Origin of the sequence: Nocardioides sp. (assembly GCF_047607185.1) — a bacterium.
In the GTDB taxonomy this organism is placed as follows: Bacteria; Actinomycetota; Actinomycetes; order Propionibacteriales; family Nocardioidaceae; genus Nocardioides.
Genome location: NZ_JASGDQ010000113.1, coordinates 19927 through 33205 on the forward strand (window position 1 = coordinate 19927; position 13279 = coordinate 33205).

General features: G+C 69.6%; 9 protein-coding genes. 1 reads left to right on the forward strand and 8 read right to left on the reverse strand.

Annotated features, from left to right (window positions below):
• Window positions 1-57 precede the first annotated feature (57 nt).
• Window positions 58-2781, reverse strand: a complete 2724-nt coding sequence (locus tag QM595_RS12845; RefSeq protein WP_415171954.1) for a DEAD/DEAH box helicase — start codon at window positions 2779-2781, stop codon at window positions 58-60.
• A 65-nt stretch (window positions 2782-2846) separates the two neighbouring features.
• Between QM595_RS12845 and QM595_RS12850 the strand changes: the two genes are divergently transcribed.
• On the forward strand, window positions 2847-3329 hold the full coding sequence (locus tag QM595_RS12850; protein ID WP_415171955.1) for a glutathione peroxidase: 483 nt from the start codon (window positions 2847-2849) through the stop codon (window positions 3327-3329).
• A 21-nt stretch (window positions 3330-3350) separates the two neighbouring features.
• Here the strand turns inward: QM595_RS12850 and QM595_RS12855 are convergent, their stop codons facing one another.
• The 7 genes from QM595_RS12855 to QM595_RS12885 form a co-directional block, all read right to left on the reverse strand.
• Window positions 3351-4424: an ABC transporter permease gene (locus tag QM595_RS12855; RefSeq protein WP_415171956.1), complete on the reverse strand. Its 1074-nt coding sequence runs from the start codon at window positions 4422-4424 to the stop codon at window positions 3351-3353.
• Window positions 4421-5935, reverse strand: coding sequence for a sugar ABC transporter ATP-binding protein (locus QM595_RS12860; protein WP_415171957.1), 1515 nt, complete (start codon window positions 5933-5935; stop codon window positions 4421-4423). Before QM595_RS12860 ends, QM595_RS12855 begins: the two co-directional genes overlap by 4 nt.
• Window positions 5932-6936, reverse strand: a complete 1005-nt coding sequence (locus QM595_RS12865) for a sugar ABC transporter substrate-binding protein (RefSeq protein ID WP_415171958.1) — start codon at window positions 6934-6936, stop codon at window positions 5932-5934. Before QM595_RS12865 ends, QM595_RS12860 begins: the two co-directional genes overlap by 4 nt.
• 399 nt (window positions 6937-7335) lie before the next feature.
• A complete protein-coding gene (locus QM595_RS12870) occupies window positions 7336-9195 on the reverse strand; it encodes a helix-turn-helix domain-containing protein (RefSeq protein ID WP_415171959.1) in 1860 nt (619 codons plus the stop codon).
• A gap of 13 nt (window positions 9196-9208) precedes the next feature.
• A complete protein-coding gene (locus QM595_RS12875; RefSeq protein WP_415171960.1) occupies window positions 9209-10885 on the reverse strand; it encodes an FAD-dependent monooxygenase in 1677 nt (558 codons plus the stop codon).
• Window positions 10886-10933: 48 nt separating this feature from the next.
• A complete protein-coding gene (locus QM595_RS12880) occupies window positions 10934-12184 on the reverse strand; it encodes an amidohydrolase family protein (protein ID WP_415171961.1) in 1251 nt (416 codons plus the stop codon).
• Between the two features lie 26 nt (window positions 12185-12210).
• On the reverse strand, window positions 12211-13260 hold the full coding sequence (locus QM595_RS12885) for an extradiol ring-cleavage dioxygenase (RefSeq protein WP_415171962.1): 1050 nt from the start codon (window positions 13258-13260) through the stop codon (window positions 12211-12213).
• Window positions 13261-13279: the final 19 nt, after the last annotated feature.

Sequence of the window (13279 nt, forward strand, 5' to 3'; positions counted from 1 at the left end):
CGGTCGCGAACGTCATCCGAGTCGGTCGCCCGGGCAGCCAGTTCGTATGACACCCGCTCAGCGGCGCAGCGTCACCAGGTCGCGCAGCTCGTCGTTGGAGAGCTCCGTGAGCGCCGCCTCGCCGCGGCCCAGCACGGCGTCGGCGAGCGAGCGCTTGCGGTCGAGCAGCAGCGCGATCCGCTCCTCGATGGTGCCGCGCATGATGAGCCGGTGGACCTGCACCGGCTTGTCCTGGCCGATCCGGTAGGCCCGGTCGGTGGCCTGGTCCTCGACGGCGGGGTTCCACCAGCGGTCGACGTGGACGACGTGGTCGGCGCGGGTGAGGTTGAGGCCGGTGCCGCCGGCCTTGAGGGAGAGCAGGAAGACCGGCACGCTCTGCCCGTCGCGAGGGGCCGCCTGGAAGCGGGCCACCATCCGCTCCCGCTCCTTGACCGGCGTGCCGCCGTGGAGGAACTGGTGGGCGATATTGGCGGCGGACCAGTGGCTCTCCAGCAAGCGCGCCATCGCGACGTACTGGGTGAAGACCAGCACCGCGCCGCCCTCACTGGTGGCGGTGGCGACCACCTCGTCGAGCAGGTCGATCTTCTGGCTGCGCCCCTCGACGCGTGCCGAGGCCTGCTTGAGGAAGTGCGCCGGGTGGTTGCAGATCTGCTTCAGCCCGGTCAGCATCATCAGCACCATGCCGCGACGCTGCGGATCGGTCGACTCCAACCGCTCGATACGGGCCATGGTGTCGCGGACGTAGGCCTCGTAGAGCACCACCTGCTCCTTGGTGAGGGTGAGCAGGTGATCGGTCTCGGTCTTGGCCGGCAGCTCCGGTGCGATGCCCGGGTCGGACTTGCGCCGCCGCAGCAGGAACGGCCCGATCAGGTCGGCGAACTGGCGCGTCGTGGTGGCGATGCCGGCCTCGATCGGCGCCGCCCACGCCTTGCGGAAGGCGTTGCGGCTGCCCAGCAGACCGGGCACGGTCCAGTCGAGGATGGCCCACAGCTCGGCTAGCTCGTTCTCCACCGGCGTGCCGGTGAGCGCCACCCGGGCGTGGCTGGGGATGGTGCGCAGCGCCTTGGCGGTCGCCGACAGCGGGTTCTTGATGTGCTGGGCCTCGTCGGCGACCACCAGGTCCCAGTCGACGCCCGCCAGCGTCTTCGCGTCCCGGCGCATGGTGCCGTACGTCGTCAGCACCACCGCCCCAACGAGGCTCTCGTCGGCCAGGGCGAGCTGCTCGAGATCGCGGGCGGTGCCGTGGAATCGCCGCACCGGCACCTCGGGCGCGAACCGCGCGAACTCGGCCTCCCAGTTGCCCAGCAGGCTGGCGGGGCAGACCACCAGCGTGGGCCCGCCGCCGCGGTGCAGGTGCAGCGCGATGAGGGTGATGGTCTTGCCGAGCCCCATGTCGTCGGCCAGGCACCCGCCGAGACCGAGACCGGTCAGGTCGGCCAGCCAGGTGAGCCCCTGGCGCTGGTAGTCCCGCAGGCTCGCCCGCAGGCCGGCCGGCTCGGCCAGCGGCTCGCCCTTGCCGGCGTCGCGCACCTGGTCGCGCAGCCGGGTGAGGGTGGCGCCGACGATGACCTGCTCCTCCTCGGAGCCCGGGCCGACCTGGGCGACGCCGGTCAGCGCCGCGCCGAGCGCCTCGGCCGGCGCGACCGTGCGCAGCAGTCGCTTGCGTGCCTTCCGGGCGATGCTGGGGTGGACCACCGTCCACTGACCGCGCAGCCGCAGCACCGGCGTGGCGGCTCTGGCGAGCTCGTCCATCTCCTCCGGGGTCAGCGGCTGACCGTGCAGCGCGAGCTGCCAGTTGAAGGCGAAGACGGCGTCCTGGGCGAGCAGGCCGGTGTTGAGCTGCTCCTCGCGCGGGCTCGTCGGGCGGCGGTCCAGCACCGCCGTCGCGGTCAGCTCGCGACCGAGCGAGCGCGGCCACATCACGTCGACGCCGCGGTCGCGCAGCGCCGCGACACCCTCCTCGAGCAGGCTGCCGATCTCGTCGCCGTCGAGGGTGAGGCGGTCGGGCACCGTCAGCTCCTGCAGCCGCTCCAGCGGCGGCCAGGCCAGCGCGGCGCCACGCAACTGCACGGCGACGTGGGTGCGGGCACGCTCGGAGAAGCCGTGCTCGGAGGAGGCGGCGGTCCACAGCAGCGCGGCGTCGACGACGTGGAGCGGGTTGGCCTCGTCGTGCACCTGCAGCACCAGGCTGATGTTGCCGTGAGTGAGCGACTCCTCGTCGGTCTCCACTCGGAGCGAGATCGTCACGACCTGCGGCAGCGTGTCCGGCTCGGCGGTGGCGACCAGGTGGCGGTGCAGCCGCCCCTGGAGCCGGGCCGCGAAGTCGCCGGCCGGCCTGTCGGAGGTGCCCGCCGACGAGTCCCGGGCGGGGGCCACCGGCCGGGGCCGGGGCGCGCCCTGCGGCATGGCGTCGACCACGGCCCCGACCACGCCACGCACCAGCTCCTCGGCGGCCACGGCGTCGAGGTCGTCGTACGCCCTGGCCACGGCGAGCAGCCGCAGCCGCTCCGCGTCCTCGACGGTCAGCACCGGCGCCCAGCCGGCGCCGGCCGGCTCGAACCGGCCGGCCGCCACCAGCCGGAGCGCGAAGTGGGTCGCGGCAGCGAGCAGCCCGACGCTCGGGTGGGCGTCGTCGCGGGCCAGCGCCTTGCTGAGCACCGGGATCGCCGCCGGCATCGGCAACGGCACCGTTCGCCGTACGTCGGAGAAGGAGACCGTCCCCTCGCGCGGCCGCTCGCCGGGCGTGAAGACCGCGGGGCCGCCGAGTGGAACGAAGCTCACCCGTGCGACCGTACCCGCGCGCACCGACAACCGGCCGGCGACCCTGCCCTCGGTACGCTAGGGCCATGAGCATTCTCGACGCCTCGATCGCGCGCCTCGACGGCACCCCGGCCACGCTGGCCGAGCTCACCGGCGGCAAGCCGGCACTCCTCGTCAACGTGGCCAGCAAGTGCGGCCTCACTCCGCAGTACGAGGGTCTCGAGCGGATCGCCGAGACCTACCCCGACCTGGCGGTGGTCGGCTTCCCGTGCAACCAGTTCATGGGCCAGGAGCCTGGCACGGCCGAGGAGATCCAGGAGTTCTGCTCCACGACGTACGGCGTCACCTTCCCGCTCACCGAGAAGATCGACGTCAACGGCGAGGGCCGCCACGAGATCTACTCGACGCTGACCGAGGCGGCCGACGAGCAGGGCACCACCGGCGACATCCAGTGGAACTTCGAGAAGTTCCTGGTCGACGCCGACGGCAACGTGGTGCAGCGGTTCGGCCCGCGCACCGACCCCGAGGACCCCGCCGTGGTCGGCGCCATCCAGTCGCTGCTGGCCTAGGCCCGGCGCTCACGGCGATCATCAGCCACCCGCGCCGCGGCGCCGGATCGTCGTCGCCACCGAGACCGCGAGGACGAGGGCCGCGCCGTAGAAGACGTTCTCGACCCAGCCGCTGTACCCCAGCATCTGCAAGCCGATGATCCCGGTCGCCAGGAAGTAGATGGCGACAAGCGTCCCGAGCGCGTTGAACTGGCCCGGCCGGACGACCGCGGTCCCGAGGAAGACGGCGGCGAACGTCGGCAGGATGTAGTTCGCCGACACCGTCGAGTCATAGCCGCCGACGGACGCGACCAGGATGACTCCTCCGAGGCCGGCGATCGCGCTGCCGACGACGAACGAGAGGATCTTGATCCGCTCGACCCGAACGCCGGCGAGTCGCGCGACCTCGGGGTTGGCACCTACGAAGCTCATATGACGGCCGAGCGGTGTCATCGTCAGGATGTAGGCCATCAGAGCGGCCAGGATCAGGCCGTAGTAGAAGCTGATCGGCAGGCCGAGGATCTCGGTCAGCGCTATCTTCGAGAACCCGGGGGTCAGACCGGCGACCGTCTGGGAGTGCGAGATGAGAGCCGCGATGCCCAGCAGGAAGGTCGCCATCCCCAGCGTCACGATCAGCGCCCCGACGCCGACCTTGACCACCAGGACCCCGTTGAGCAGGCCGACGAGGGCCGCGACGACGACGGCGGTGACGCACGACAGGAACAGGTTCACGCCGTGAGTCACCGACAGGACGGGGACGAGCGTCGCGGACAGCCCGAGGGTGGACGCGATCGACAGGTCGAACTCCCCCACGACGAAGGCGACCAGGGCGCCCAGGCCGAGGAACACCATGGCCTGCTGGGATCCGAGGATGCTCTGCAAGGTCGACACGCGCGGAAAGATGTCCGGCATCAGCACGCCGTAGAGCGCCGCGACCGCCAGCCAGATGCCGACCACCGCGTAACGGGTCCCGAAGGTGGTCAGCCGATGGCGCGGGTCGCTGGTCGCCGGGGCGCTGGTCGGGCCCTCGGTCGGAGCGGGCTCAGCCGGTACCGGCGGATCTGCTGCCGGGGCCACGGCATCCTCGTGCTCGACGCCACGTAGGTGCTGGTTCATGCTGCGTAGATCCTCTCCAGGAGAGCTTGTTCGGTTGGTCGCTCCAGGGCGTCCACCACCACGCCGCCGCTCATCACCATCACGCGGTCGCAGACGGCCGAGAGGTCGGCGGGGTGGATCGACGCGACGACGACGGCGATGCCACGGCTCGCCGCGTCGCGGACGGCGTGGAGGATGTCGTTGCGGGCACCGACGTCGACCGCCTGCGTCGGCTCGTGCAGGAGGAGCAGTCGGGGTGAACCCGCCAGCCACTTGCCGAGCAGCACCTTCTGCTGGTTGCCGCCGCTGAGCTTGCCGACCGGCATGTCCGGGTCGAGTGGACGGATGTCCAGATCGCGGAGGATCTCGAACTCCTGACGTTGCCAGGCCCGGCCGACATACCACGGGCGTCCCTTGTGCCCGATGCGCGGGAGAGTGAGGTTGTCGAGCACGGTCAGCGCGCCGGCGAGTCCTTCCTCCATACGGCGCTCCGGCAGCAGCGAGATGCCGCGCCGGAGGCTGTCACGCAACTTCGAGGTGCGCAGCGAGAGCGGCCGCTCCCCCTGGATGGAGACCGTCCCGCCGCGGGCCGGCACCGCCCCGGCCAGGAGGTAGGGGACCTCCTCCCAGCCGGCGCCGGCGATGCCCGTCAGGCCGACGACCTCGCCCGGGCTCACCGTGAACGACGCGTCCTCGACCAGCGCTCCCCGGACACCGTCGATCAAGATCGGCGGACCCAGCGAATGCGTCGCGGCTCCCGCTTCCGGCGACTCGTCGACCTCGCGGCCGAGCATGAGATGTGCCAGCCCTTGCTCGGTCAGGCCCTTCGTCGGGACGCCCGCTCCGACGACCCGGCCGTCACGCAGGACCGTGACGCGGTCGGCGTGCTCCAGCACCTCCTCGAGGTTGTGTGAGATCAGCAGCACCGATCCGCCGGCGGCGACCATGGTGCGCAGCATGAGGTGGAAACCCGCGAGCGCGTCACGTGGCAGGGTGCGCGTCGCCTCGTCCAGGATGATGACGCCCTCGCCGGGCTTCTGCGAGGTGAGAGCTCGGGCGATGGCCACGATCGATCGATCCAGCGGTCCCAGACTCGAGACCTTGGCTCTCGGCGACACCGAGGCATGGAGCCGCGCCATGATCTCGTTGGTACGGCGCTCCTCGGCCTTCCAGTCCACCCGCCGGGAGAGCCTGGCATGGCTCAGGTTGCCGATGCCCACGTTCTCCATGACGGTCAGATCGGCCAGCAGTCCGAGATCCTGATGCACGATCGACACCCCGGCGGCCCGAAGGTCCTGCGGCGACACCGGGAGCCGCAGGTCGTGACCGGCCAGGCTGATGGTGCCCGAGTCCGGCGCGTGATAGCCGGCCAGGGCCTTCACCAGCGTCGACTTGCCCGATCCGTTCTGCCCGACCAGCGCGTGGACCTCCCCGCCGCGGACCACCAGGTCGACGTCGATCAGTGCTTGCCGTGCTCCGAAGCTCTTCGTCAGACCCGAGATGTCGAGCGGGATGGTCCCGCCGGCGGTCAACTCAGGCCCCAGAGCTTCACGAAGGAGTCCTCGTAGGTCGGCGTGCCGAACCAGTCGGGCCCCTTCGCCGCCTCATCCGTCAGCTCGAGGGAGCCGACGTTCTCGGGAGTGAACGCGCGGACCGCCGCGGGGTAGTCGCTCGGTGGCACCTCACCGGCGATCATGCGAAGGATCGCGTCCGCGTCCCCCCAGGCGATGTAGGCGGGATTGAGGCCGACGTCCACCAGCAGGTCGGGGTCGGTCTCGAGCTTCTGGAGGCCGGCCAACGCCGCGCTCGCCGTCGCGATCTTCACCTTGCCGGTGCGGCCGGACGTGCTGATTCCACTGATGACGTCGTTGAGATAGGTCTCGGTCTGCACCAGGACGTAAGTGGACGACGGGTATTTGAGCAGCGTGCTGCTGATCAGCGAGGCGACCTTGTCGCGGTTCGCCGAGGTCACCGTGATCGTGTGAACCTCGCACGAAGGGCAGGTCTTCTCCAGGTAGGACTCCGCGTGGTCCGCCGTGCGCTCGATGCCGGCCGAGGTCGCCACCTTGAGGAGGATGAGTTCGGCCTGCGCGTCGGAGCTTGAGATGATCGAGTCGGCGGCGAGCTCGACGGAGGCGAAGCCGGTCGGATCGGGGCTGCCGTAGGCGATCTGTGCGGTGTTGGGCTGGTCGTTGGGGGCCAGCGAGGCGGAGAGATAGACCGGGATGCCCTTCGCGGTCAGGGCGTCGTACGACGTCGGCACCATCTCGTAGGGGATGTAGTCGGTGATCACCCCCGCCGCGCTACCAGCGACCGCCTGGTTCATGCAGCTGGCGATCCCGGTCGGCGTACCACCGCCGTCGCACATGTGCAGGGTGGCGCCGGCCCGCTGGAGAGCAGCCTCCAGTGACGCGGTGACGAGCGGGAAGTAGGACGCCTTGTAGATCAGCGGGATGTAGTAGACCGTCTTGCCCTTGGCCTTCGAGGCGTCGAAAGGAGTGCCGTCGAAAGACTCGTAAACGGACGCGGCCACCTCTTCGGAGTAGGTCGCGAGCCGGTCCCGGGCCTCCTTGGCGACCGAGTTCTGACCCTGGGACGAGTCGCTCGCGGACGAGTCGCCCGTGCTCGTGTCATCGGAGGATCCGCCGCAGGCGGCCAGCGCGACGGATCCCACGAGGCATGTCGCCGAGAGCATCGCTCCCGTGCGGAGAAGCCGGCGGAGTTTCATGTGTTCGGTCCTTCGTGTTGTGGACATGCCCAGCCCGGAGCCTGGACGAATCGGACAGGCTGATCAGTGACGGAAGGCGGTCCCAGAGCTGCCGGCCGAGACGAGCGCGGCCGGGCTGGTGAACCTCTCCATGAGCCCGATTGTGAGCGGGGTCACGCCGCCCGAACCATGTGCGTGAACACATAGTTCTCGCGTATTTACGTGCTAGTTCCCCGGGCCTTGCAGCTGGCGAAGGCGCAGCGCGACCTGCAGGTCGATACGGCGTTCGGGGTCACGCCAGCTCTGGCCGACCAGCTTCGCGATGCGATCGAAGCGCTGGTTGACGGTGTTCGGATGGACATGCATCCGATCCGCCGTCTCGCGCACGGAACCGCCTGTCGCGAACCAGTTCGTCAGCGTGTCGATGAGCTCGGTACCCCGGCGCTCGTCGTGCTCGATGAGTGGCCCGAGGGTTCTGCCGATGTAGTCGTCGAGTTCGGCGCTGCCGTTGTGCCCGAGCAGGAGGCGGGCAAGCCCGAGCCCGACCGAGTCGCTGATCTCGCCGACACGGCCGAGCCGGAGCAGTGCCACCAGGGTCTGCTCGGCGTCTGTCCAGCCCTGCGGGATGCCGGCCGGGCCCGGGCCACACCGAGCAACACCCACCGTCGCGCCGACCAGGCGAGCCGCTACTCGCTCGCCCAACTCGTGGGGCGAGGTCGGGGCCAGCACGACGACCGAGCCGCGGTGCACGGTCGCGAGGCCCTTGAGATCGCTGGCCAGCACCGCTGCTACCCGACCGGTCTGACTCTCCTGGGCACGACCGCTCACCGGCCGCGCGACGGCGATCGAGAGGTCGGCGTCCAGGCTGACGCCCTGTCGCCGGGCCCGCTCCCGAAGCTTGACGGGGTCGACGTCACTCTTGCCGATCAGGTCGGTCAGCAGCTCTCGACGCACCTTCCACTCCGCGTCGATCTCCACGCTGCGGAAGAGCAGGATCAGCGCGGTCACCGACGCGGCGCGCTCCAGCGTCCGCTGCTCACCCACGTCCAGCGGCGCATCCCGCCGCAGCAGCAAGGTCGCGGCATGGTCGTCCGCGGTGGTCGCGTGCACGACCCAGCCGTCGGGAGCGACGTGGACGCACCGGCCGCGGGCCGCGACAGCGGCGTCCCGCGCGGCGTCGTCGAGGCCGCCCGGCTCTCCCTCGATCAGGCCGTCGTCGGAGAAGACGCCGAGGCTCCCACCGAGGACCGACGTCACGACGATGGCGACCTGATCGACGTCTCCCTGGCTCAGCAGCACGTCCGTGAGCCGATCGTAGGCAAGGCTCGATCGCTCGGTCTCGTCCTGCCGCACCCGAAGCTCGGCATTCGCCGCGCCTAGCGCCGAGAGCGCGTTGGAGCTCTCCTCGAAGAGACGAGCATTCTCGATCGCGATCGCGGCGTGCTCGGCGAAGTGGACCAGGAGCGCCTTCTCCGCGGGCGGAAACCTCCGGACCCGCCGATGCGCCGCGAGAAGGACGCCGATGACTCGACCACCGACCCGGAGAGGAACGCCGAGGATCGCCCGGATGTTCTCGGCCGTCACCGCCGCGTCGACCCGCGCTTCGTGACGGAACCGCATGTCGTACCGGTAGTCGGCCGTCGTGTGCGGCTCGCCGCCCTCCGCGACCAGGCCGAGCAGGCCCGTCCCCAGGGGAACCGCGAGGCCATGGAGCCGATCCGTGTGGGCGCCGTACGCCGCCTTGATACAGGACGTCTCGCCCGCCTCGTCGTTGAGAGCCAGATAGGTCATGTCGGCATGCAGAAGCTGCCTGGCCCGAAGGACGATCTCATCGAGGACCTGGTCGAAGTCACGAATCTCGCCCAGGCCGGTGGCGATGTCGTTCAGCCTCGTCATCACCACTTCGCGGTTGCGCTGATTCGCCATCTGGTCACGGATCTGCAACGCCAGTTCGTACTCCCGGCGTAGCGTGGCCTGACCGTCCGGGTCATCCTCGCCGGCGATGGCGTCTCTGAGGGCCGTGTCGAAGTCGACACGTGACTCGCCCGCAACGAGCATCTCGAGGAAGCGGAGTCCGAAGCTCATGCTTCGCATCCTGTCAGGAGGCGGCACCTCGGAGTCGATCGATGATGTCCAGACTGTCTCGCGCGTCCGGGCAGGTGGCCCCGCGCCACGCGACGTGCCCGTCCGGCCGCACGAGCACGAGCGGGCTCTCGTAGAGCGCGCGTACCTCGGGGCTGTCGATGTCGTGGACGGTCAGCGGCACGCCACGCAGGTCGGCGGCCTCCTCGAACGCTCGGACCTCGACGTCGGGAGCCTCGATCCGGAGCAGAGCGAACCCGTGGCCGAACAGATCCAGCGTCGAACGACCGTCGGGCAGCCACGCGTGCGGAGCGCGAGCGCCCGGCCGGGCAGTCTGGGTGTAGTCCGCGAGGCCGGTCACGGCCGGCCGGGGCGTGCCATCGGGAAAGGTGACGGGCGACTCGTCGTACTGATAGCCGAACTCGAGCGCGCTGGTGTCCCACCCACCGGGGAACATCTCGGCGAGCCTGGCCCCGATCGCCCGACGTGCCGCCTCGCCTCTCGGCGAGTCCTCGAGGACGTGTGCCTGTCCTCGCGCGGCGGTGCCGCGCTTCTCGTGCGCGCCTCGCGCCTCGCCCGCGACATGCACGGCGATGGGCCGGCGCTCGATCTCGTAGGAGTCGAGAAGTCGCTCACCGCCCCAACCGGCGAGGGCCGCCTCGAGCTTCCAGCCGAGGTTGACCGAGTCGGCGACACCGGTGTTCATGCCCATACCCAGGTCGGGCGGCATGGTGTGGGCCGCGTCGCCGGCCAGGAACACGCGACCGGCACGGAAGGCATCGGCGACAGCCTCGGTGCGGCGCCATTCCACCTTCGCGGCGGTCGAGAACTCCACCTTCGGGCCGAAGGCGCGGCGCATCGCCGCCTCGCAGTCGTCGTCGCCGAGGCCCGTGGCGGAGTTGAGCGTGAAGCGCCACTTCTCGCGGCCGTCGATGACCGAGAGGATGGCCCAGGTCCCGCCGTCGTCCAGGAAGTAGTAGCGCTCGGCGGGACCCATGTCGTGCGATGACAGGAAGTTGGGCATCTCAAGGATGACGTTGACGGCGTTGCTCACGACGCCACGGCCCGTCACCCCGATGTCGAGCGCCTTGCGGACGCTGCTGCCGGGACCGTCGCAACCCACCAGGTAGCGACACCTCACCCGGTGCTCGCGGCCGGAGTCGACCTCTCGAACGACCGCGCGCACGGCGGACCCGAGGTCCTCGAAGGACTCCAGGCTCCAGCCCCGCCGCTTCACCACCGATGGGTACTGCTCCAGACCACTCTCCAGGATCGGATCGAACCAGATCTGCGGGCACCGCTCGCGTGTCTCCGGACTGAACGGGATCGGGTCACGCTCCAGCGCGGACGGCGCGTGGACGACGAAGAGCGGATAGCCGTCCAGGGTCGTGCAGTAGGTCTCGTTCGGAGCGAAGTCCTCGGGGAAACCGGCACCGCGTACGGCGTCCGCGAGGCCCCATCGCCGGCAGAACTCCATCGTGCGCGCGGCGATGGCAGCCGCGCGCGGGTGCTCGCGAATCCCGGCGGGCTGGTCGACGATCCTGTCGATGAGCAGGCAAGGGACACCTCGGGAACCGAGGTCGAGCGCAAGCATCAGCCCCACCGGACCGGCGCCGACGATGAGGACGTCGACATCGATCTCACCCGTGGGTTCCGCGTGCCCGGTGCCGGCAGAGGTATCGGCGTGGTTCATGATCTCTCCTGAGAAACTGTGAGGAATGCGCGTTGGGCCCGAACGGGGCTAGCCGACCCGGGCTGGCCGACGGTCGAGCTCGACTCCGCGCCGCCAGACCTTGTGGATGTCCAGCGTCGAGTCGATCTCGACGTCGGGGCGTCCTCGGACGAGAAGCAGGTCGGCCTGCTTGCCCGGCTGGATCCGACCGCGGTCGTTGAGCGAAAATGTGTCGGCGGCCAGCGAGGTCGCCGCTCGCAACGCCTCCGTCGGGGTCAGCCCCGCTCGCGTCAGCAGCACCAGCTCGTCATGAAGTGACACCCCGTGCGCCGTTCCCGGTCCGGCCTTGACGCGGACCGCGTCGCTGCCCGCGAGGACACGCGCGCCGCGGTCGTGCAATCGACGAACCGTCTCCATGGCGACCTCCAGGTGGAACTCGCGGTCCGTCCGCGCCCACGTGTGCCGGAGGTTGTCGCGCCACTCCTCGGGCAGGAACGGCGCGACCCTCGGGTCGTCGGCGAGATGCTCGCCCGAGCGCCGTGCGCTCAGTGAGCCCAGCGTCGCCAGAGTGGCGACGACGAAGACGTCCTTCTCGGCGATCTCGTCCAACAAGTCTTCGGGGGCCGGCTCGTCGATGAAGATGTGGACGAGACCGTCCACACCGCACGAGACCGCCGTCCGGGCGGCCGCCAGAGCAGTGGCGTGAGCGACGACCATGCGGCCGTGGGCGTGAGCGGCAGCCACGACCGCGCGGACGATCTCGGGGGTGACCATGGGAATGGGGCCGGCACCGGTGACGGTGCCGTCCTCGATGAACACCTTGATCCAATCAGCGCCCTCGGCGATCCGATCGACGACGAACCGCTCGGCCATCGCGGCGTCGTCGATGTAGGGGAAGTGCTGGATGTGATCGGCCGGCATGAGGTAGGTCGGGTGCCCTCCACGCACGGTGCCGCCCGTGGAGGCAGACCTGACGTCCGCCACGTCGTCACGCTCGCGCGACTCACGCCGGAGGTCGTCCATCCACGAGGGCATCGAGTTCATGTCGAGCTCGGTGGTGACGCCGAATCGCAGTGCGATCTCAGTGGCGTCGTTGGCGGAGTGAGTGTGGCAGTCCAGCAGGCCGGGCAGGAGGGTGAGCGCTTGCCCGTCGATGCGTCGTACCGAGGCGTCGACGTCCACCGACGGCCCGACCTGAGCGATCTCCGAGCCTTTCACGTACACGTCCGCGGGGTCAGACAGGACTCGCTCCCCGTCGAAGACGGTCACGGCCTCGATGACGAAGGCGCCGTCGCTGTCGCTGTTCCGGGATCCGCTCATTTCAGATATTTCCTCTCACTGCCCGCTCACTCGAAGATCGCGAAGCACTTGTTTGAATTGAAGACGTGCGAATCCAGGTATTCGGTGTAGGTGGCGCGCAGATCCAGCGCCTCCACCGCGCCGAGCAGGCAGAACCAGTTGAGCATCTCCTGCTGGCCGGATTCCTCGAGCTGATGGAGTTTCGCCTCGTGCCATCTGGTGAAGTCGCCGCTCGCCAGCGACTCGTAATAGGCGTGGTCCGATTCCATATCGGGATAGAGCCGCCAGTTCTTGTCGGTGAGGAACGCGTGCGACCAACTGGAGGACGCGATGACCGCGCACCTCCAGGGGCTGTCGCGGAGGGCCTCGCCCATGGCACGTCCGACCTCGAGGCATCGCGACGGAGAGGGCGACGGCGGATCCAGGTGCGCGGTCTCGGGGTCCTCGGCGAACCGGCTGGGTCGGCCGTGGGCCGAGACGACCTTGCGTCCGTAGCAGTTGATGTGGATCCCGACAGTCGGATACGGCCAGCCCTTCCGCTCGTCGTCCATGAACATCACGGTGTTGGCGAACGCGTGTCCCCAACCGCGGTGGAGGGGCTCGTAGGCGTAGGCCATGTCGATACCGGAGTCGAGAAGCGCCGAGGTGAGATATTTCGCGGCGTCACGGTGACCCGGGACGCTGACCTCGAGATCACGCGGCTCGTCCCACACGTTGGGCGTCCCGAAGTCGTGGTCCCACGGCCGGAAGACCGCCTTCTCGTAGGCGAGCACGCTGAACGGGGGGATCACGTCCTCCCGATAGTTCTCGTACTGGTCGTCGCCCCAGATGAAGACCACGTCCGGGTTGAAGGCGTTCAAGGCGTCATAGACACGTGCGAAGCCGGCCCGAAGCACCTGCCGATGGCGAGCGGCGGCCGCAGCGCCCCCGTCGGATCCGTATTCCTCGCGCATGGCCTCGGGCCACGCGCGAATGTCCTTCACCTCGACCGGGATATCCGGGTCCTCCAGTGTCCACCGAAGGAGGTTCGCCATATGCCCGTCGATGAGCCCGTACGGCGGATAGTGGGTTATTCCGAGGCCAAGCACCTGACCCATGTTCACTCCAATCGTCGTC